Annotated in this window: 17 protein-coding genes; 8 read left to right on the top strand and 9 right to left on the bottom strand. The window is 60.8% G+C overall.

Features of this window, described 5'->3' with window-relative positions:
* Window positions 1-158: 158 nt before the first annotated feature.
* Window positions 159-1,577: a Re/Si-specific NAD(P)(+) transhydrogenase subunit beta gene (gene pntB / locus C0V76_RS10825; protein ID WP_101942418.1), complete on the bottom strand. Its 1,419-nt coding sequence runs from the start codon at window positions 1,575-1,577 to the stop codon at window positions 159-161.
* 13 nt (window positions 1,578-1,590) lie between these two features.
* On the bottom strand, window positions 1,591-3,180 hold the full coding sequence (locus C0V76_RS10820; RefSeq protein WP_101942417.1) for a Re/Si-specific NAD(P)(+) transhydrogenase subunit alpha: 1,590 nt from the start codon (window positions 3,178-3,180) through the stop codon (window positions 1,591-1,593).
* Between the two features lie 400 nt (window positions 3,181-3,580).
* On the opposite strand from C0V76_RS10820, the gene corA reads away from it, so the two are divergent.
* A complete protein-coding gene (gene corA / locus C0V76_RS10815) occupies window positions 3,581-4,684 on the top strand; it encodes a magnesium/cobalt transporter CorA (protein WP_101942772.1) in 1,104 nt (367 codons plus the stop codon).
* A gap of 87 nt (window positions 4,685-4,771) precedes the next feature.
* On the opposite strand, the gene phaR is transcribed toward corA, so the two are convergent.
* The 4 genes from phaR to C0V76_RS10795 form a co-directional block, all read right to left on the bottom strand.
* Window positions 4,772-5,320, bottom strand: coding sequence for a polyhydroxyalkanoate synthesis repressor PhaR (gene phaR, locus C0V76_RS10810; protein WP_101942416.1), 549 nt, complete (start codon window positions 5,318-5,320; stop codon window positions 4,772-4,774).
* A 139-nt stretch (window positions 5,321-5,459) separates the two neighbouring features.
* Window positions 5,460-6,200 (bottom strand): beta-ketoacyl-ACP reductase, encoded by a 741-nt coding sequence (locus tag C0V76_RS10805; protein ID WP_101942770.1) that lies wholly within the window; start codon window positions 6,198-6,200, stop codon window positions 5,460-5,462.
* Window positions 6,201-6,290: 90 nt separating this feature from the next.
* Complete coding sequence (gene phbB, locus C0V76_RS10800; RefSeq protein WP_101942415.1) at window positions 6,291-7,031, bottom strand: acetoacetyl-CoA reductase; 741 nt, start codon at window positions 7,029-7,031, stop codon at window positions 6,291-6,293.
* A 96-nt stretch (window positions 7,032-7,127) separates the two neighbouring features.
* Window positions 7,128-8,864, bottom strand: a complete 1,737-nt coding sequence (locus C0V76_RS10795) for an alpha/beta hydrolase (RefSeq protein WP_101942769.1) — start codon at window positions 8,862-8,864, stop codon at window positions 7,128-7,130.
* A gap of 144 nt (window positions 8,865-9,008) precedes the next feature.
* Between C0V76_RS10795 and C0V76_RS10790 the strand changes: the two genes are divergently transcribed.
* Window positions 9,009-9,251, top strand: coding sequence for a hypothetical protein (locus C0V76_RS10790; protein ID WP_101942414.1), 243 nt, complete (start codon window positions 9,009-9,011; stop codon window positions 9,249-9,251).
* Here the strand turns inward: C0V76_RS10790 and rluD are convergent.
* Window positions 9,234-10,214 (bottom strand): 23S rRNA pseudouridine(1911/1915/1917) synthase RluD, encoded by a 981-nt coding sequence (gene rluD, locus C0V76_RS10785; protein WP_371460128.1) that lies wholly within the window; start codon window positions 10,212-10,214, stop codon window positions 9,234-9,236. The genes C0V76_RS10790 and rluD overlap by 18 nt on opposite strands.
* On the opposite strand from rluD, the gene C0V76_RS10780 reads away from it, so the two are divergent.
* Both C0V76_RS10780 and C0V76_RS10775 read left to right on the top strand, forming a co-directional pair.
* The gene (locus C0V76_RS10780; RefSeq protein WP_101942413.1) at window positions 10,201-10,965 is read left to right on the top strand and encodes an outer membrane protein assembly factor BamD; all 765 of its coding nucleotides are present in this window, start codon (window positions 10,201-10,203) and stop codon (window positions 10,963-10,965) included. The two genes, rluD and C0V76_RS10780, sit on opposite strands and share 14 nt — an antisense overlap.
* Before the next feature lie 5 nt (window positions 10,966-10,970).
* Window positions 10,971-11,633: a LysE family translocator gene (locus C0V76_RS10775; protein ID WP_235943798.1), complete on the top strand. Its 663-nt coding sequence runs from the start codon at window positions 10,971-10,973 to the stop codon at window positions 11,631-11,633.
* Here C0V76_RS10775 and C0V76_RS10770 read toward each other — a convergent pair.
* Complete coding sequence (locus C0V76_RS10770; RefSeq protein ID WP_158239213.1) at window positions 11,566-13,914, bottom strand: bifunctional diguanylate cyclase/phosphodiesterase; 2,349 nt, start codon at window positions 13,912-13,914, stop codon at window positions 11,566-11,568. The two genes, C0V76_RS10775 and C0V76_RS10770, sit on opposite strands and share 68 nt — an antisense overlap.
* 221 nt (window positions 13,915-14,135) lie before the next feature.
* Between C0V76_RS10770 and panC the strand changes: the two genes are divergently transcribed.
* The 4 genes from panC to C0V76_RS10750 all read left to right on the top strand — a co-directional run bounded on the left by panC (window position 14,136) and on the right by C0V76_RS10750 (window position 18,453).
* Window positions 14,136-14,963 carry a pantoate--beta-alanine ligase gene (gene panC, locus C0V76_RS10765; protein WP_101942411.1) on the top strand — a complete coding sequence of 276 codons (828 nt, stop codon included), beginning with the start codon at window positions 14,136-14,138 and terminating at the stop codon, window positions 14,961-14,963.
* Window positions 14,964-15,131: 168 nt separating this feature from the next.
* The gene (locus C0V76_RS10760) at window positions 15,132-16,625 is read left to right on the top strand and encodes a glycosyltransferase family 2 protein (RefSeq protein WP_143707400.1); all 1,494 of its coding nucleotides are present in this window, start codon (window positions 15,132-15,134) and stop codon (window positions 16,623-16,625) included.
* Complete coding sequence (locus C0V76_RS10755; protein ID WP_101942409.1) at window positions 16,622-17,698, top strand: hypothetical protein; 1,077 nt, start codon at window positions 16,622-16,624, stop codon at window positions 17,696-17,698. Before C0V76_RS10760 ends, C0V76_RS10755 begins: the two co-directional genes overlap by 4 nt.
* Window positions 17,695-18,453, top strand: a complete 759-nt coding sequence (locus C0V76_RS10750) for a hypothetical protein (protein ID WP_101942408.1) — start codon at window positions 17,695-17,697, stop codon at window positions 18,451-18,453. Before C0V76_RS10755 ends, C0V76_RS10750 begins: the two co-directional genes overlap by 4 nt.
* Window positions 18,454-18,472: 19 nt before the next feature.
* On the opposite strand, the gene edd is transcribed toward C0V76_RS10750, so the two are convergent.
* Window positions 18,473-20,290: a phosphogluconate dehydratase gene (gene edd, locus C0V76_RS10745; protein ID WP_371460185.1), complete on the bottom strand. Its 1,818-nt coding sequence runs from the start codon at window positions 20,288-20,290 to the stop codon at window positions 18,473-18,475.
* Window positions 20,291-20,397 lie beyond the last annotated feature (107 nt).

Raw genomic sequence — 20,397 nt, 5'->3', positions numbered from 1 at the left:
CACCGTAGCCTGGATGCAGTGCAGCGGAATCCGGGAACTGCGACGCAAGGCCCGCCCCGGACTCCGGCTGCGCCTGTATCCCAGCTACCCACGCCATACCCCAAAAAAAGCAGAAAGCCGGCACAAGGCCGGCTTTCCGTGAGTCATGCCGATGCGGATCAGGACTTCAGGCTGACCAAAACTTCGTCCAGCATCTTCTTGGCGTCACCGAACAGCATGCGGTTGTTGTCCTTGTAGAAGAGCGGGTTATCCACGCCGGCGTAACCGGAAGCCATCGAACGCTTCATCACGATGCTGGTCTTGGCTTTCCAGACTTCCAGCACCGGCATGCCGGCGATCGGGCTCGTCGGGTCCTCTTGCGCAGCCGGGTTCACGATGTCGTTGGCGCCGATCACCATGGCCACATCCGTTTCCGGGAAGTCCTCGTTGATTTCATCCATTTCCATCACGATGTCGTAGGGCACCTTGGCTTCCGCCAGCAGCACGTTCATGTGGCCTGGCATGCGGCCCGCCACCGGATGAATCGCAAAACGCACGTTGACTCCCTTTTCACGCAAGTACGAGGTGATCTCGAACACCGTGTGCTGGGCTTGCGCCACGGCCATGCCGTAGCCCGGCACGATCACCACGTTCTTGGCTTCGCGCAGCAGTTCAGCCGTTTCGCCTGCCAGGATCGGGCTCACCTCACCCACCGGCTCGGCGCTGGCACCCGCTGCCTTGGGGGCGGGCGAACCGCCATCGGAACCGAAACCACCCGCGATCACGCTGATGAAGTTGCGGTTCATGGCCGAACACATGATGTACGACAGGATTGCACCTGAGGAGCCCACCAGCGCGCCGGTCACGATCAGCAAATCGTTCGACAGCATGAAGCCGGTCGCCGCTGCCGCCCAACCTGAGTAACTGTTGAGCATCGACACCACAACAGGCATGTCAGCGCCACCGATGGCCATCACCATATGGATGCCGAACAGCAAGGCCACCACCGTCATCACGATCAGCGGCAGCATGCCGGCTTCCACGGTTTCGGCATGCAGGAAGGCGTAGCCGAAATAGATCACGACCAGCAGACCGATCAGGTTGATGAAGTGACGCCCCGGCAGCAGCAAGGGTTTTCCGCCGATCTTGCCCGAGAGCTTGCCGAAGGCAATCACCGAACCCGAGAAGGTGACGGCGCCGATCAGGATACCGACATAGATCTCGATTTCGTGGATGGCCTTTTCAGCACCGGTAAAGGCGATGGAGGTATCGATGTAGCTGGCAAAACCCACGAGACAGGCTGCCAGACCGACCAGACTGTGCATGAACGCGACGAGTTCGGGCATTTGCGTCATCTTGACGACGCGCGCCAGATAAACCCCGATCACGCCACCGAGGACCATCGCGCCAATGATCCAGGGTAGGCCCAGCGAAGCCACACGCGGGCCGAACACTGTTGCCAGCACCGCGATGGTCATGCCGATCATGCCGTAGAGGTTGCCGCGACGTGCGGTTTCCTGGTTGGACAGACCGCCCAGACACAGGATGAAGAGAATGGTTGCTCCGAGGTAGGAGACCGTAGCCAGACTTGCAGACATTCTTCAATTCTCCTTATTTGCGGAACATCGCCAGCATGCGCTGGGTCACGGCGAAGCCGCCGAACATATTGATGGTGGCGAGCACGATGGCGCCCACGGCGAGCCAGCGGATCACTTCATCCGGGCGGGAAATATCCGCCGTCAGCGGCGGCGCGATCTGCACCAGGGCGCCAATCGCGATGATGCTGGAGACCGCATTGGTCACGCTCATCAGCGGCGTATGCAGCGCCGGTTTCACGTTCCACACCACCATGTATCCGACAAAGCAGGCCAGCACGAAAACGGTGAAGTGCCCAAGGAAGGCCGCCGGTGCATTGGCACCAATGATCCAGAACAGGGCCGCTGCGATACCGAACGTGACCGCCATCTTCTGATGCGACATCGGCTCGGACGGCTCGCCGTGACCATGCGAGGACTTCTTCGCCCCCGGGGCCGCTGCAGCCGCCGGCTTGGCCGCTGCGGCGGGAATTTTCGGCGCCGGAGCCGGCCAGGTGATTTCGCCATCCTTGATGACGGTGAGGCCGCGGATGGCATCGTCTTCAAAGTTGACGTTGATGAGGCCGTCCTTGGTCTTGCACAGCTCTTCGGTCAGGCGGAACAGGTTGGTCGCGTACAGCGTCGAAGACTGGCGGGACAAGCGGCTCACCAGATCGGTGTAACCGATGATGGTCACGCCATGACGCACCACGGCTTCGCCCGGCACGGTCAGCTCACAGTTGCCGCCCTGCTCGGCCGCCATGTCGACGATCACGCTGCCCGGCTTCATTGACTGCACCATCTCGGCCGTAATGAGCTTGGGTGCCGGCTTGCCCGGAATCAGCGCGGTGGTGATGATGATGTCTACTTCACGCGCCTGCTTGGCATACATCTCGCGCTGCGCCTGCTGGAAGCCTTCGGACATGACCTTGGCGTAACCGCCACCACCCGAGCCCTCTTCCTCGTAATCGACCTTGACGAACTCACCACCCAGCGACTTCACCTGATCGGCTACTTCGGCGCGCGTGTCGTTGGCACGCACGATGGCGCCCAGACCTGCCGCGGTACCGATGGCCGCCAGACCTGCCACGCCGGCACCGGCGATGAAGACCTTGGCAGGCGGCACCTTGCCGGCGGCAGTGATCTGTCCGTTGAAGAAACGCCCGAAGCCGTTGGCAGCCTCGATTACGGCACGATAACCCGCGACGCCAGCCTGCGAAGTCAGCGCATCCATCTTCTGCGCGCGGGAGAGTTGGCGCGGCAAAGCGTCAATCGCCAGTACAGTGACCTTCTTGGCGGCAAGCTTCTGCATCAGCTCGGGGTTCTGCGCCGGCCAGATGAAGGAAATCAGCGTGCTGCCTGCGCGCATCAGCTCGACTTCCGCATCGTTCGGGCCACGCACCTTGAACACGATATCGGCCTCTGACCACAGCTCGGCAGCGCTTCCGGCGATCTCGGCACCCGAGGCACGGTAGGCATCATCACTGAAGTTCGCCAGCTCACCGGCGCCCGATTCAACAACAACCCTGAAGCCCAGCTTGATCAGCTTTTCTACGACATCTGGAACAGTCGCGACGCGTTTCTCCCCTGCAAAAACTTCCCGAGGCACCCCTATAAGCAGTGACATGCTCTGTTCTCCGTTAACGTCCAGATAGAAAATAAACCCGTTCACCTTGGCGACTGGGCCGGCATGCGGCAATCCGCACCCACACCACAAAGTCGATGTACTCGCCTGCTTTGCCAGCGGATCGTCAAACCAAGCTTTTGACAATACTGAACGAAGGCAAAACTCAGGCCATGCTTGTTCCAACTCTTGGCTGCGACGCCATTACATTCAAGATGCAGTGCCTTGGAGACGAGGGTTTTCGAGCTTCACTCTTGGCATGCATACTCTGCCCAGTAAAGTCAGCGCCTCAGTCTTCCCGCCTGCCTGTCACACCCTTCTTGAAAACCCCCAAAAAACCCCTGATGCTAACAGGGCTGCAAGGCGTGCATGATACTGTGCAATGCCGAATCCGGATGATGCCATGCACAAACAGAGCGAACGCAAAACCAGACGCCGTCGTACGCCTTACGCCAGCAAGATCGGGCTGGCGCCGGGCAGTATCGTTCATATCGGTGACGTCAAGGTTGATCAGACCAGCTTCTGCGTCTTCGACTACGACGCCAGCGCCTTGCGCGAAATCTCATTTTCCACACTGGACGAGTCCCGCCAGCAGAAGCGTGAAAACAGGTGGATCTGGCTCAACGTGCACGGCGTGCACGAGCCGGCGGTGATGGAGGAGATCGGGCGCCGCTTCAATCTGCACCCGCTGGTGCTGGAAGACATCGCCAATACCCACCAGCGCCCCAAGCTCGACGATTACGAACACTATGCCTTCATAGTGCTACGCAGCTTCCGCTACGACGAAACACAGCACGATGCCTGTTCCGACCAGATCAGCCTGATCGTGGGTGAGGATTTCGTCCTGAGCTTCCAGGAGCGCTCGTCCGGGCTCTTCGACCCGATCCGCAACCGCCTGCGCAAGAGCATCGGTTCCTTACGTGGCGGCGGCCCGGATGCCTTGTTGCATGCCCTCATCGATGCGGTGGTCGACCAGTATTTCGTGGTCGTCGAATCGCTCGCCAACGACATCGAGGATCTTGAAGACAGCCTGATCGCCGGGACCGGCAAGCACTCGATCGAAGACATCAACCATTTCAAGCGCGAAACCCTGGAAATCCGCCGCGCCGTGTGGCCCTTGCGTGAAGTGCTAGGCAGCCTGTTGCGGATGCCTGGCTCAGTTCTGAACAAGGATACGGAGTTGTACTTCCGTGATGTCTACGATCACGCCGTGCACGTCATTGAGCAGCTCGATTCAATGCGCGAACTGATCGGTGGCTTGATGGACATTCACCTGTCCTCGGTCAGCAACCGGCTGAATGCAGAAGTACGCATGCTCACCGTAATCACCACCCTGTTCGCTCCCGCCACCCTACTAACGGGCTTCTTCGGCATGAATTTCCACTACCTGCCGCTGCTGGAAGATCACGAAGGCTGGCTGATAGTGCTCATCATGATCGCGGTCGCCGGTGCCGGCCTGATCCTGGCCCTCTTCTGGCGGCGCTGGTGGGTGCGCACCAATGCCTGACGCTGTCGCGACAGCAATGCTGTAAACGCAAACTGCCGGTCTCCTCACAGAGACCGGCAGTCACAAGTACGCAACAGATTGCTCAGTTTATTTCTTGTCTGCGTCGTTCCCCGGGAACGGGAAGGTAGTGAACATGCTGCGCGTCTGGCTCTCGATCTGCTCCTGCATCTGCGAGAACATGCGCTTGCTCTGCTCCATGTAGGTCCCCATCATGCTCTGCATGGCCGGACCCTGGAAATTCAGGAACTGGGTCCACATATCCTTGCTCATCGGGCTGTTCTCACCATACAGACCCTTGGTCTGCTCCTGCAGCTTGGCCTGCATGTCGGAGAAGGACTTGATGTTGTTTTCCAGGTAACGACCCATGAAACCCTGCATGGCATTGCCATAGAAACGGATCATCTGGGCCAGCAGGTCGCTGGTGAACATCGGCGCCCCGCCACTTTCCTCTTCAAGAATGATCTGCAGCAGGATGCTGCGGGTAATGTCTTCGCCGGACTTGGCATCCACAACCTGAAAGGTTTCCTGGCCGAGTACCAGATCGCGCACATCTGCGAGGGTGATGTAACAACTGGAAGCCGTATCGTAGAGACGACGGTTTGGATATTTCTTGATCAGTCGAAGCTGTTCGGCCATGTTGCGTTGTCCCCTGCTTGTATGTGTATGGGCAGAAGGTTCCGCATCCGGCACCGGAACCTTGCGCTGGATTATAGCAGCGCACAAAAACAACCCCGCCTGAAGCTGCGGGGTTGTTGTGCGCAATGCCACACACCGCTCAACACATGTGCAGGCCGCCGTTGATATTGATCGTCGCGCCGGTGATAAAACCGGCTTTGTCGGAAGCAAGGTAGGCACACAGATCACCGATTTCATCCGGGCGGCCAAGGCGCCCCACCGGGATCGTGGCAACGATCTGTTCGCGTACTTCTTCCTTGATGGCCATAACCATCTCGGTACCGATGTAGCCCGGGGCAATCGCATTCACCGTCACGCCCTTCTTGGCCACCTCCTGCGCCAGCGCCTTGGTAATTCCGAGGATACCGGCCTTGGCGGCGGAGTAGTTGGCCTGGCCAAACTGCCCCTTTACGCCATTCACTGATGAGATATTGACCACACGCCCGAAACCACGCTCGGCCATCAGCGGCAGCAAGGGATGGGTCACATTGAACACTGAATCCAGATTGGTGGACATCACGGCATCCCACTGGCCCTTGTCCATCTTGCGGAACATTGCGTCGCGGGTGATACCTGCGTTGTTGACCAATACGTCGATCTGGCCGATCTCGGCTTCGATCTTCTTGATCATCGCGGCGCATTGATCGTAGTCAGTTACATCAGCCTCTGCGATCTGGAAGTCATAGCCTTCGGATTTGCACTTGGCGACCCACTCTGCGGCAGGTGGAAAAGCTGGCAGGCAGTTGGCGACTACTTTCCAGCCATCATTTGCCAGCGATTTGCAGATTGCTGTTCCCAGACCACCCATGCCACCGGTTACCAGAGCCACGTTCTTAGCCATTTGCATTCACCTCTCTAGTTGAAAACCAGGGAGGCGCGAGGAATTCGCGCCCCAACTCTATTGCACCGTGGCAACCGCCGCGGCACGACATCAATACATGTGCTGACCACCGTTGATCGAAATGTTGGCTCCGGTCAGGAAAGCCGCTTCATCAGAGGCCAGATAGGCCACCAGCCCTGCAACCTCTTCCGGCTTACCCAGACGAGTCACCGGAATCTGCGGCAGGATCTTGGACTCAAGAATTTCATTGGGAATCGCCGTCACCATCTTGGTGCCGATGTAGCCCGGCGAAATGGTATTCACCGTCACGCCGTGCTTGGCCACCTCTAGCGCCAGTGCCTTGGTGAATCCATGCATGCCGGCCTTGGCAGCGGAGTAGTTGGTCTGACCGAAAGCGCCTTTCTGGCCGTTGACCGAAGACACGTTGATCACGCGTCCCCACTTGCGGGCCATCATGCCGTCCATGACCTGCTTGGTCATGTTGAAAACCGAATCCAGGTTGGTGTGCAGCACGGCATCCCAGTCCGACTTGGTCATTTTCTTGAAGGTCATGTCGCGCGTAATGCCGGCGTTGTTGACCAACACATCAACCAGACCGACCTCCTTCTCCACCTGGGCCACACAAGCCTTGCAGGAATCGAAATCGGTGACATCGCAGGGCACTCCGATAAAGCCATAGCCCAAGTGATGCATCTTGGTCAGCCACTCTTCTGCCGAGGTGTTGTTGGGGGAGTAGGTGGTCACCACCCGGTAGCCGAGGGCCGCCATCTTCATGCAGATGGCTTCACCCAGGCCGCCCATACCGCCGGTGATCAGTGCTACGTGAGGCATTCAGTTCTCCTTTTGTCATCAGGCATACCCGGTCGTTATCAAGGCTGGCGCTTCCGGGCAGTGGCGCCAGCCGCTTGCTGCCACTTCTCTGTCAGGTCAGGCACGTTCTTTCACGTAACGGCCGGGGGCGGCCTCCAATACCTTGTAATCCTTGGCGCCAAGCTTGCTGCGGGCCGCAACGAGTTCACCGCTGCGCGTCTTGAGCCAATCGATCCAGTGCGGCCACCAACTGCCGCGGTGCTCGGTAGCACTGTCCATCCAGTCACCACTGGTGGAGGCGGGTGCTACATTGGTCCAGAAGCTGCGTTTGTTCTTGGCGGCAGGATTGATGACCCCCGCGATATGGCCGCTGGCGCCCAGCACGAAGGTGGACTCCCCGCCCAACAAGCGGCGCCCGAGATAGGACGTCTGCCAGGGCACGATGTGATCCTCGCGAGTGGCAAGGAAATAGGCCGGGCAGGAGATCCGCCCCAGGTCAACCGCTTCGCCCAACATGGTGAGCTTGCCCGGCACGCGCAAATTGTTTTCGAGATAAGTGTTGCGAAGGTAATAGGCGGCAAAGGGGCCGGGCAGATTGGTGCTGTCCGAATTCCAGTAGAGGAGATCAAAGGCTGGTGGCTTGTTGCCCTTGAGGTAGTTATCGACCACGTAATTCCAGATCAGGTCGTTCGGACGCAGGCTGGAGAAGACGCGCGAGAGCTCCTTGCCGGCCATCAGGCCGCCCTTGCCTATGGTGGCTTCGCTCGACGCTACTGAAGTCTCGTCGATATAACAGGCGATCTCGCCGGTGTCGGCAAAATCGAGCATGGACGTCAGGAAAGTCACGCTTTCGACCGGGTCTTCCCCGCGCGCGTACGCCACCGCCAAGGCTGAAGCCAACAAGGTGCCACCAATGCAAAAACCCATGACATTAGGTTTATCCTGTTTGCTTACCGCACGCACTACCTCCAGTGCGCGCAGCACACCCTCACCTAGATAGTCGTCCCAACCCAGATGATTCTGCTCAGCCTTGGGATTTCGCCACGAAACCAGGAAAACCGTCAGCCCTTGCTCCACCGCATAGCGCACGAAGGAGTTCTCCGGTTGCAGATCTAGGATGTAGTACTTGTTGATGCAGGGCGGCACGATCAGCAAGGGGCGTTTGCAGACCTTTTCGGTCAGCGGCGCGTACTGGATCAGCTGCATCAACTCGTTCTCGAAGATCACCGCGCCCTCGGTAGTGGCCAGATTGCCGCCAACTTCGAAAGCTGAGTCGTCGGTCATCGAGATGCGGCCTTTTTCCACATCCGCAATCAGATTCAGCAGGCCCTGAGTCAGGCTTTCACCCTTTGTGTCGAGTGCCTTCTGAACGACTTCAGGATTGGTGGCAGCAAAGTTCGAAGGCGCCATCGCATCCACATACTGGCGCATCACGAACTGCAGCTTGCTGCGCGCTAGCTTGTCAGTGATCGGGAGATTTTCAGCCACCTCATTGAGAAAGCGGGCATTGATCAGATAAGCCTGGCGCATGTAGTCGTGCAGGGGGCTGCTACTCCACTCCGGCGCATTGAAACGACGATCGCCAGGCGGCGGAGCCATGATCGGCTCACTTTCATCACCGGGTTTGCGCTGAGCCAGCGAGCTCCACAGCTTCGCGTGCAATTCCGCGTGCTCACGGTGGAGCGCAGCCATTTTCTCGTTTTCCAGACCAGGCAATGCAGGCAAGGCCGCAAAAGGCGGCAAACCCGGCTGAGATGCCTGAACCTGGCTCACCTGCTGCATGAAGCCCTGCATGAAATCCTGACTGGCGCGCATCCAGCCCTCTACGGCTGCACGTGACTGCTCGGGGGTCATCATTGAAACTCTCTCCTGGAAACGGGGTTGCGGTTCAGCGAAACAGCCTCAAACAGATTGCAGCACGGGCCGGGCTGCCGCGACAATAGGGGCTTGCGAGGCATTGTTGCCCTGCACAAAACCGCACGTCAAGGCGCTGCCCCAATGTACATCGTCGCCATTGCATGGCTGTTTACAGCCAGCCTGATTGCCATCAGCCAAGCCTCTTGGATCGCTGGTTTGCTGAGCTTTTTCTTCTGGGGTCTGCTGCCACTTTGCCTGCTGCTATGGCTCATCGGCACCCCCGCAAGATTGCGCCGCAAGCGCGAAACACAAAGCAGGAACGAGACCAGCCCTGCCAGCGGCAAGGGCGATCACCCGGAAAACAGATCAGGAGGCAGTTCTTAGGGCGGCAATCAGTGTCTGCAGATCATCTGCAAGGGGTACCTGCCAGAGCATTTCCTGACCACTGGCCGGATGCCGCAAGCCAAGCTGGAAAGCATGCAGAGCCTGGCGTTTGAAGCCCGATGCTGGCGCCAGAATCTTACGCCCGCCATAGACGGGGTCCCCCACCAGCGGGTGCCCCAGATGCGCCATGTGGACCCGGATCTGGTGAGTACGTCCGGTATCCAGCACACATTCCACCCAACACGCACCCTGCAGTTTCTCGATCACCCGGAAATGTGTGCGCGCTTCGCGCCCGCCCGGCACCACGGCCATGCGCGTGCGCTGCACGGGATGCCGGTCAATCGGCTCATCCACAGTGCCACGTGCCGGTGGGGCACCCATCACAACGGCCGCGTAGTGCCGCTTTACGGTGCGTGCCTGCAACTGGCGCACCAGATCAGTCTGCGCCGCCAAAGTCTTGGCCACCACCATCAAGCCAGAGGTATCTTTATCAAGACGATGAACGATGCCGGCTCGTGGAACCTCGGCCAATGCTGGGGCATGTGCCAGCAGCGCGTTGAGCAGGGTTCCACTCCAGTTGCCACTGCCCGGATGTACCACGAGGCCGGCTGGCTTGTTCAGAACGAGGATGTGCTCGTCTTCGAAGATCACGTCCAGCGGAATATCTTCCGGCACATCAGCGAGCGCTTCGGGCGGCGGGGCCAGCTCAACTCGCAGGCTTTCACCACCATTCAGGCGCATTTTGGGGTCCGCCAGCAAACGGCCTTCGCAACTCACCAGACCATCGCGAATCCAGCTCTGCAGGCGACTGCGCGAGTATTCGCTGATGAGCTGCGCAAGTGCTGCGTCGAGTCGCTGCCCAGCCAGTTCGGCCGGCACATGCAGAATGCGGCAGTCGGCCGCAGGGCTTCCGCTATAATCAGCGGCATTGCTTTCGGATGGTGTCGGAATGTTCAAGTTCACCCTCAGTAGTTTACCGGCAGTCGCTCTGCTGTGCTTGCTCACCGCCTGTGCAACCGCACCCAAGCCGGGTTCCACTGCGAAAGACCCGCAGTCTGCGTATGCCGAGGCCAAGGAGTTTCTGGATGCCGGTTCTTACGAATCTGCCATCACGGCTTACGAGCAGCTCGAAGCCCGCTTCCCATACGGTCGTCACGCCCAGCAAGCGCAGCTCGATACCGCCTATGCGCACTACAAGATGGGCGAAATGGATGCTGTGATTGGTGCCGCCGAGCGTTTCAGCCGGCTTCACCCGAATCATCCGAATGTTGACTACGCCTACTACCTGAAGGGCCTCGCTTACGAAAACACCAAGCGCGATGAATGGCTTCCCTTCCTGCCCCAGCAACCACTCTCGGAGCGGGACAAGAAAGGCGTACAGAACGCGTTTGAAACCTTCAAGCAGCTCTATCAGCGCTTTCCAGACAGCCGTTATGCCGCAGATGCTCACCTGCGCATGAACATCCTGCTTGAAGCGCTGGCCACCCATGAGTTGAATGCAGCCCGCTACTACCTGCAACGTCGGGCACCGCTGGCTGCAGCCAATCGGGCGCAAGCCGTGGTGAAAACCTACTCCACTTCGAAGTCGGTTGAAGATGCGCTGGGCCTGATGATCCAGAGCTATCGTGAGCTACAACTTGAAACTCTGCGCCTGGACACTGAACGCGTCCTGCGCCAGAACTATCCGAACAGCCGCTACCTGGCCAGCAAGTAAAAATCATGGGGATGGACGCAGGGCAATTACTGCTGTTTGTACCCACGGCCCTGCTGATCGCCGCCACGCCCGGGCCAGACAACCTGGGTGTGCTGGCGCTGGGTTTGTCCACCGGCCGCCGCGCCAGCCTCGGGTTTGCATTAGGTTGTGCGGCGGGCTGTCTGAACCACACCCTGCTAGCCGTACTGGGCATTACGGCCCTGCTCGCAACCTCGCCACTAGCCTTGCAACTGCTGCAGGGACTCGGGGCCGCCTATCTGGGCTGGATCGGCTTGCAAAGCCTGCGCCAATGCACCAAGAGCAGCGCCCTGACCAGTACTGCGCAGAGCGAAACAACTTTCCTGGCGCACTTCAGGCGAGGCCTGATCGCCAACGCGATCAACCCGAAGGTTGCACTCTTCTTCCTTGCTTTCCTGCCGCAGTTCGTACGCCCCGGCAACTGGAGCAGTGCCACTCAGATCGCCATATTCGGCCTGATCTTCACGCTAGCTGCAGGCGCTGTCTTCAGCATGATTGCGCTGAGCGCGGGCAGCCTAGGACGCCTGCTGCACGCTCATCCACGCTTGCATAACTGGCTACAAGGATTCAGCGGCGTGTTTTTCATTGCACTGGCACTGCGCTTGGCACTGACTGAATTGAGCCCCCCGCCAGTGCGCGCCCCTGTCTGAACAAGGCAAGAAAGTCATCTGGCGGTAAGGGCTTACTGAACAGATAACCCTGCGCCTCACGACAGCCCTCGACGCGCAGGAAGGCCAGCTGCGACTCGGTTTCCACCCCTTCCGCCAGGGTACGCATCTTGAGGTTGCGGCCTAGCTGAATGATGGTGTGCACGATGGCAGCCTCATCGGCATCATCAACGATATCTCTGACGAAGGACTGATCGATCTTCAATTTGTCGATCGGGAAGCGCTTGAGATAGGCCAGGCTTGAATAGCCAGTACCAAAATCGTCGATCGCCAGTTGTACCCCCAACGCCTTGAGACGCCGGAGTGTTTCGAGAATCAGGTTGGCGTCATCAATCAGGATTGACTCCGTCAGTTCAAGCTCCAGACAGTGACCGGGCAGCCCGGTCTCTTCCAGAATCTGGCGCACGGTTTCAACCGGATCGCTGCGTTTGAACTGCAGGGCAGACATGTTTACAGCGATCAATAACTCCGGCAACCCCTGCTCGCGCCAGAGCTGAACCTGACGGCAGGCTTCGCGCAGCACCCACTCACCGATCGGGATGATGAGTCCGCTCTCTTCCGCGACCGGGATAAACTTGGCTGGAGAGACCAACCCAAGCTCACGATCGCGCCAGCGCACCAGTGCTTCGGCACCGATGATGCGCCGCGTGCGCAGATCAATCTGAGGCTGGTAATGCAACAGCAACTCGCCACGTTCAACAGCCTGACTCAGACGCGATTGCAGGGCCAAGCGCTCGTGAGCATCCGCGTTCATCTGTTCAGAGAAGAAACGGTAGGCGTTCCGGCCAGCCTGCTTGGCGTGATACATCGCGGTTTCCGCCTTGAGCAGCAGTTCATCGACGCTGTGCGCATCATCCGGGAACTGTGCCACGCCCATCGAAGCCGTGATGATCAAGGAATGCCCCTCGATATCGAATGGCTGGGCCAGACTCGCCAGCATGTGCTGCAATTTGCTACCCAGCTGCTCACGCCCGGCATCCGCAGGAATCAGCAGAATGAATTCGTCCCCCCCTTGCCGACAGAAGGTGTCGGCCTCGGCCAGACAGGACTGAAGGCGATCAACCACGGCCAGCAGCAGGCGATCTCCACTGGCATGCCCGAGCGAATCGTTAACGATCTTGAAGTGGTCCAGATCCAGCACCACCATGGCCAGGCTGAAACCATCGCGAGCGGCCAGCATCAGCGCACGTTCGGCGCGGTCGCGCAGCAACACGCGATTAGGCAGCCCAGTCAGCGCGTCGTGATTGGCGACGAACTCAAGACGCTCCTCAAAAGCACGGCGTTCGGAGAAGTCAGACAGGATGGCCACAAAATGCGAGATGCTGCCTTCTTCATCCTCCACCGCGCTGATCGCCAGCCAGGCCGGATAAACATCACCATTCTTCTTGCGGTTGAGAATTTCGCCGTGCCAGCGCCCCTTCTCCAGTAAGTTGCGCCACATTGAGGCGTAGAAACCATAGTCGTGGCGGCCGGAGCTAAATATGTTGGGCGTCTGCCCCACCACCTCTTCTGGACTGTAACCACTGATGCGGCAGAAAGCATCGTTGGCCGACACGATCCGGTTATCCGCATCGGTCACCAGGATGCCTTCTGCCGAGTCGTTGAATACGGCTTCGGACAAACGGACCTTGGCCTCCGCCTGCTTGAGCGCCGAAAGATCAACGTCCAGACAGTACATTTCCTGCTCGCCACGGACATTCTCGATCAGCACATGGCTTGAATAGACCGGCACCCGCGAGCCATCCTTGCGCATCAACAGCAGTTCACCTGGCGGAATGGCCTGCCCCTTCTCCAGCCAATCCGTAATCTGCTGTCGCACCGCCTCACGCCACTCCACCGGCACGATCAGCTCTTCGAGCAAACGTCCGCGCGCCTCCTCGGCGCGATAACCGTACAGCCGCTCACTGGCCGCATTCCAGAAAATCACCTCATGATTCGCAGCGTAGCCTTGTACCGCAATGGCGGGCAGCCGCTCAAACAGGGAGCGGAAACGCAATTCGCTGGCCCGCAACTGTTCCAGACGATGCTCCACCCGCCCGCGGCTCCACCACAGCGCCAAGAAAAGACAAGCCGCGCTGAACAGCACAAAGGCCCAGCCCTGCCAGCGCAGGATCTCCGCGCGCAATGCCGGGCTGACCTGCGACCAGGCCACAAGATGATCAAGCAAACCCAGCCACAGCGCGGCAATCGCGAAATACGCCGCGACTACCCGCAAGGCGTAGTGAAGGGAAGCTGAGCGGAAAAACGGCCTGAAACCTTGCATTCCTGTCCCTCTGCCACCGTTGCCGACCATGCGAAACGGCCAGTCATCGTGTTTGTAGGTCAGTTCGGCAGAGCCGCCCCGGCCCATGCTCGTCTAGGCAGGATGCGACCCAAGCTCTGCCCGTCGGGGCAGACAGGCTGAACTGCAAAGATTGCCTGCGCGAGGCGCTTGGTGCATCCTGCCCGACTTGTTTTTAGCCCGCCTCTCGCCGCCCTCCCCTCATGCAGATCCATACTCGCATTGAAAGCCTGCGCGCAGCCCTTGCCTCCGCCACCCGCATCGCCTTTGCCCCCACCATGGGCAACCTGCACGCCGGCCATCTGAGCCTCATGCAAACTGCACGTACACATGGTGATGCCGTGGTCAGCAGCATTTTCGTCAATCGCACCCAGTTCGGCCCAAACGAAGACTTTGACCGCTATCCGCGCACCTTCCAGGCCGACTGTGAACAACTGGCTGCGGTGGGAGTCGATCACCTGTTTGCCCCGGATGAAGCGGAGCTGTATCCGCAGGCTCAAAGCTATTTCGTACAGCCTGCCGCACGCCATGACGAAATCCTTGAAGGCGCATCCCGCCCCGGACATTTCCGTGGTGTGGCAACCATCGTCACCAAGCTCTTCAATATCGTCCAGCCGCAGATCGCGCTCTTTGGCAAGAAGGATTACCAACAGCTGATCGTGATTCGCAACATGGTGCGCGAACTGAATCTGCCGATCACCATCATCGGCTGTGACACCGTGCGCGCACCGGACGGGCTCGCCTTGTCGTCCCGCAATGGATACCTGACGGCCGAACAGCGTGCCGAGGCGCCTCGCCTCGCCGCTTGCCTGAAGCAACTGGCGGCAGCCGTGAAAGCCGGTCGTCAGGACTACACAGTCCTCGAAGCCGAAGCCGTAGAACAGCTACGCGCGCACGGCTGGCAGCCCGATTACATTGCCATCCGCCAGCAATCCGACCTGCAGGCACCACAGGACAATCAGCCGCTTGTCGTGGTGGCTGCTGCCCGCTTGGGCAGCACCCGCCTGATTGACAATCTGGAGATCAACTGAGGAGGCCGCGCAGCACGCGCAAGCGCGGCAAACCGGGCTAGAATCCCTGCTCATGAGGCCGGCCGGGGGAGACATGACGGCGCAACAGACGGCCTTCTGAACCCAGGCGACATACCTACAAGAATGCAGTCGATCCCGTCGTTCCGCTCGTCGTGTGCTGCCCTGCTCATGCTTTTCGCATGTAGCACAAACACGTCAGCATCGAGCCCCGACCCTCACCTGCAGCTTGATCCGCATATCGGTTCGACTCAGATCGCCCCCCCTGCCACCCCAGTACCACAGGGCTCGGCGGACGAGAACGAGCGTCCGCTGAATCTCAGTCCGCAGATCCTTAGCACCCCACCCGATCTGCAACTCACACCCCCGATCGAAGCGGCCTCGCTAGCGCCGACAGAAGCGCCTGCCCACAGCAAGCTGCTGCAGTCCGCCCTGCAGGGGCTCTGGCTCCTCACCTCGACCCTGCTGGGTCTGCATCTGCTACGCGAATGGCTACGCGTGCTGCGCCTGCGTGTGTTGCGCCCGCCGCGTCCGCTGGCCCTGAGCCATGCCCGCTGGCCCACAATTTCGATCCTGGTGCCATCACACGGCAAAGCCGCACAACAGATCGAACGCCTGACAGCCCTGGCCGGCATGGATTTCGATTACCCCGCCGAATGCATCCATTTCGTGCTGATGTTCGACCCCGCTGAAACCGGGCTTGTCGAAGCGGTCGCAGCATTTGAGCGAGCCTGCCCGGGCCGGGTCCATCCCCTGCCGATGATGGCCGGTCCCAACACCACGCTGGCCACGGCGCTGCACGCTGCAGTCGCCAACTCCATCGGCACCGCACTGGTGGTGCTCGATCAGGAGTTGCCGCTGGCCCGTAACTGGTTGCGTCAGTCCATCACCCCACTTCTTGATCCGGCCATCGGCTGCGTGCTCACCCGGGCCGTGTTCACCCCGCTAGACGGAGCACTCTCCGCCCGCCTGGACCTGCTTGCCGACCAAGCCGACACGCTGCTGGCCAGCCAGAACGATGCGCTGAACCTGCTGCTATGTGGCAAGGCGCGCATCCGCGCAGTGCGCCGCCAGGCCATGAAGAGCCTGCACGCGCCCGATCTCCTGCACGCCCCCGATGGCGCCAGTCTGATCCTCGATCTCACCCGGCTGGGTTGGCAATCCAGCCTGCTCGGCGAAATCACCCGCTACCACAGTGAAGATCTGCTCGACCAGATCCGCTCACCTCGCCTGCATCCGGCGCTGGTTCTGCAGAGCCTGCGACTGGCCAGCCTGCTGGTGGACCCGCGCCTGCCCGCGGGGGCTCGTCGCCAGGGCGCGGCGGCTTTCTTCACAGCAGCTCTTCCCCTGGTCTGGCTCATCAACCTCGCCTGCGGCATCGCGCTCTATTTCACCGGCGCACCGCTGCTTGCCGGACTGGCCATCCTGCTATGCACCGCCTGCAGTTTCGACCCGCACGGCAATCCAGGCCCGGCCTTCCGCATCGCGGCCGCTGCGCGCATGGCCGGAGTCCGCGAAGAAATCCGCCTGCTGCCGTTGAGCTGGGTGGGCTTTGCACATCGCCTGCTCGGCGGCATCAATCTGCTGGCCACCACGCGGACACCACGACGCCGCGAGCATGCTCAGCCCATCGAAACGCCCGCCAGTGAAGGAGCGGTCGCTTGAGTCCCCTGCAAGCCTGGCTGGCTTTCGTTGCGCTCTGCGCCTTCGGCCTGTTGCTACCTTTCCTGCCGGCACTGCGGACCCTGCGCCGGCCCGAGGCCCGCAATCCAGCACCGGAGGCTGAAAAGGATGCGCCGGCGCGGATCGAAGCTTTCCGTGGCATGGTGACGCAGCAGTTTGCGCAACTGCTGCAAGTCGTGCGCGAAAGCGAACCAATTCAGGGCGCCAACGAAAGCGGCCGGCCTTTCATCGTGCTGGGCTTCAACAAGCATCTAGCCGAGTGCATCCCACCCGCAACACGACGCCTGCGCAGCCTGGTGCTCTCAGCCGGGCACCTCGACATCCCCGGCGAACTGGTGTGTGACCGCGAGATTTTCGCCGAGGGCCGCATCAACGTTGCCCACAATGCCGTCGTCAAATCCGTACTGTCCCACCGCGACATCGCCATCGGCATCCGTGCCCGAGTCACCCGCTGGGTACGCAGTGATCGCCGCCTGGATGTGGCCGAGGGCGGCAGCGTAAAGGGCTTTGCCAGTGCCGGCATCGAGATCGCACTGGCCCGCCGCACCCGCTTCGAGCAGCTCGAGGCCCCACGCATCAGCTTCGGACGCCAACCGGATAGCCCGGCCCGGCCGGCCCTTGAAGACCCGGTAGCCCGCTTCGATCCGCCCTCACGGCGCGGTGAGCAGCTCGGCAACGGACGCAATCTCGTCATCCCGCCCGGCCATACCGTACGTGGTGATCTGATCGTGGCCGGCTTGCTGGAGATTGGCGATGGCTGCCGGATTTTCGGCCAGCTACGCGCCGACAAAGGCATCGTGCTGGGTCAGGATGTGCAGATCGAAGGCGCGGTGTATGCCGACGGCCCGATCAGCACAGGCGCCAACTGTCTGGTCAGCGGCCCGCTGATCTCAGCCTCCAGTCTGCGCCTGGGGCCCTGCAGCCGGGTCGGCAAACCGGACGAACCCTCTACCCTGGCAGCGGATGAACTCCTCGTCAGCGAGGGGTGTGTGGCATACGGCACGGTCCGAGCGGGCCGGCGCGGCGAAGTCATCGACGCGAGGATCAGCACATGAATCTGCCTGATGCGGCACTCGCCACCAGTCCGACCACGCCTCCGAGCCTGTTGCAACGTTTTGCCGCAAGTCGCTTCGGCCAAGCACTGGTCGCCTTGTTGATGGCCGCCGGCCTCACCTGGCTGAGTTTCCGACTGCTGCCAGCCTTGCTGCGTTTCTGGGATGCGGCCCTGCTGCATCTGCTGAGCTGGCTGCCACTGAGCGACGCGATGGCCGGCCGCATGAGCCTGGAATTGCCGCTATGGGGAGAGTTCGAAACGCCTGCGATCCAGCTCTGGCTAGCCGCTGCGGATTCCCAGGCCTGGCTTGGCAATCTGGGAGGAGCGGCCTTGCTGTTCCTGCTAGCCAGCCTATTGCGCCCGGCCCTACGCTCGGTCGTGCGCGCGCTGGCAGGCTTTCATCTCGCCACCCTGCTGCTGCAGGCGGCGAGCCCGCTCGACTACGACGTAGCCCAGCACACCCACCACCTTGCAGTCATCAGCATCGGCCTGCTGCTGAGTCTGCCGCTGGTGATGGCTGCCACCCATTACATCGTGGAGCGCAGCCATGAGCGCCGCCTGCTGGCCACACTGATGATTGCGGCCTTCCTCGTACTGAGCCTGCCACTGAAGCTGCTGGCCCACGCCGCCCTGCTGCAATTCATGAGTCCGCTCGCCATGCCGACCCTGTTCCTGGTCTTCGGCCCAGCCTTCGACATCCTGTGCGTGAGCGCCCTGTATGCCTGGGCGATCACCTGGCGGCATCACGCGGGCTAAGCCGCGCGCCTGCGACCTCTCACTCCTCAAACGAGAACACAGTCGCGCCCTGCTCGGCACCATTCACGGCCGCTCGCATTGGAGCAAACAGTTCACGCCCCATACCGCTCTGACCCGTGCCACGGAATTTAGCCGGGGTACGTCCGGCAAAATCTGTCCCGGCCGTTTCCAGCCTCAGGATGCCGGCCTCGGCATCCAGCTCGATGACATCACCATCCTGCACGCGGGCCAGCGGGCCACCCGCCAACGCCTCCGGCGTGACGTGGATCGCCGCCGGCACCTTGCCGGAAGCACCAGACATGCGCCCATCGGTCACCAGTGCGACCTTGAAACCCTTGTCCTGCAGGTTGGCCAGCGTTGGGGTGAGCTGATGCAGCTCCGGCATACCAATCGCCTGCGGCCCCTGGAAACGCAGTACCGCCACAAAATCACGCTCCAGACGCCCGGCCTTGGCCGCGGCCAGCAGTGCATCCTGGCTTTCGAAAACGATGGCCGGAGCACGGATCACACGCTGCGCAGGCTTCACTGCCGACACCTTGATCACCGCCCGACCGAGGTTGCCGGTCAGCAGGCGCAGACCGCCATCCTCACTGAAAGGCTCGGCCACGCGGCTCAGTACCGCCGGATCACCGCTCTCGGCGGGAATTTCGCGCCACACCAGCGCCCCGCTTTCGTCGAGCGCCGGAGCTTTGGCATAGGCCGCCAGCCCCTTACCGAACACCGTCTGCACATCCTCGTGCAAGAGCCCCCCCGCCAGCAGCTCGCGCACCACCCAGGCCATGCCGCCCGCCGCATGGAACTGGTTCACATCGGCCGCACCATTCGGATAGACGCGCGCAATCAATGGCACCGCTTTGGAGAGTGATTCGAAATCGCTCCAGTCAATCAGGATCCCTGCCATACGCGCCATCGCCACCAGGTGCAGGGTGTGATTAGTGGAGCCGCCAGTAGCCAGCAGGCCAACGAGTGCATTGACGATGCTGCGCTCGTCGATCATGCGACCCAGCGGCGTAAATTCTGCGCGGCTGGAGGTGAGCTCCAGCACGCGGGTCGCAGCGGCCCGCGTCAGCGCCTCACGCAAAGGCGTGCCTGGCGGCACAAAGGCAGCCCCCGGCAGATGCAGGCCCAGCATCTCCATCATCATCTGGTTGCTGTTCGCGGTACCGTAGAAAGTACAGGTTCCCGGTGCGTGGTAGGACTGTGATTCGCTCTCCAGCAGCGCCTCCTGTCCGACTTCGCCAGCGGCGTACTTCTGCCGCACCTTGGCCTTCTGATCGTTCGAGATGCCGGTGGGCATCGGTCCGGCAGGCACGAAGATGAAGGGCAGATGGCCGAAACGCAGCGCGCCCATGAACAGCCCGGGCACGATCTTGTCGCACACACCGAGGCATAGACCGGCATCGAACATGTTGTGGGACAGTGCAATCGCGGTACTCATGGCGATCACGTCGCGCGAGAACAGCGACAGATCCATACCGTCCTGACCCTGGGTGATGCCGTCACACATGGCGGGCACGCCGCCAGCCACCTGAGCCGTGGCACCCGCAGTGCGCGCGGCCGTTTTGATGATGTCAGGATAGACGCCGTAGGGTTGGTGAGCCGACAGCATGTCGTTGTAAGCGGTCACGATGCCGATGTTCGGCACCTTGATGGTCTTGATGCGCAGCTTGTCTTCCGCCGGACTGGCCGCAAAACCGTGCGCCAGATTGGTACAGCCGAGCTGGCCGCGATAGGGGGCACCAGGAATAGCGGCCTCGATACGGGCTAGGTAACGGCCTCGGGTTTCGGCGCTGCGGGCAACGATGCGGTGAGTCACCGCGTTGAGAATCGGATGAATCGGCATGATGGTATTTTCTGGCGGGGGTCGAGTTTCAGAAAGTAGTCCAATGCTGCTTCACGCACAAGCATCGGACTTCACAATGCCCTCCATGAAAATTCGTGCCG

It is taken from the genome of Uliginosibacterium sp. TH139, from assembly GCF_002855595.1.
Classification (GTDB): Bacteria; Pseudomonadota; Gammaproteobacteria; order Burkholderiales; family Rhodocyclaceae; genus Uliginosibacterium; species Uliginosibacterium aquaticum.
This window is presented reverse-complemented; position numbering and strand designations above follow the sequence as displayed.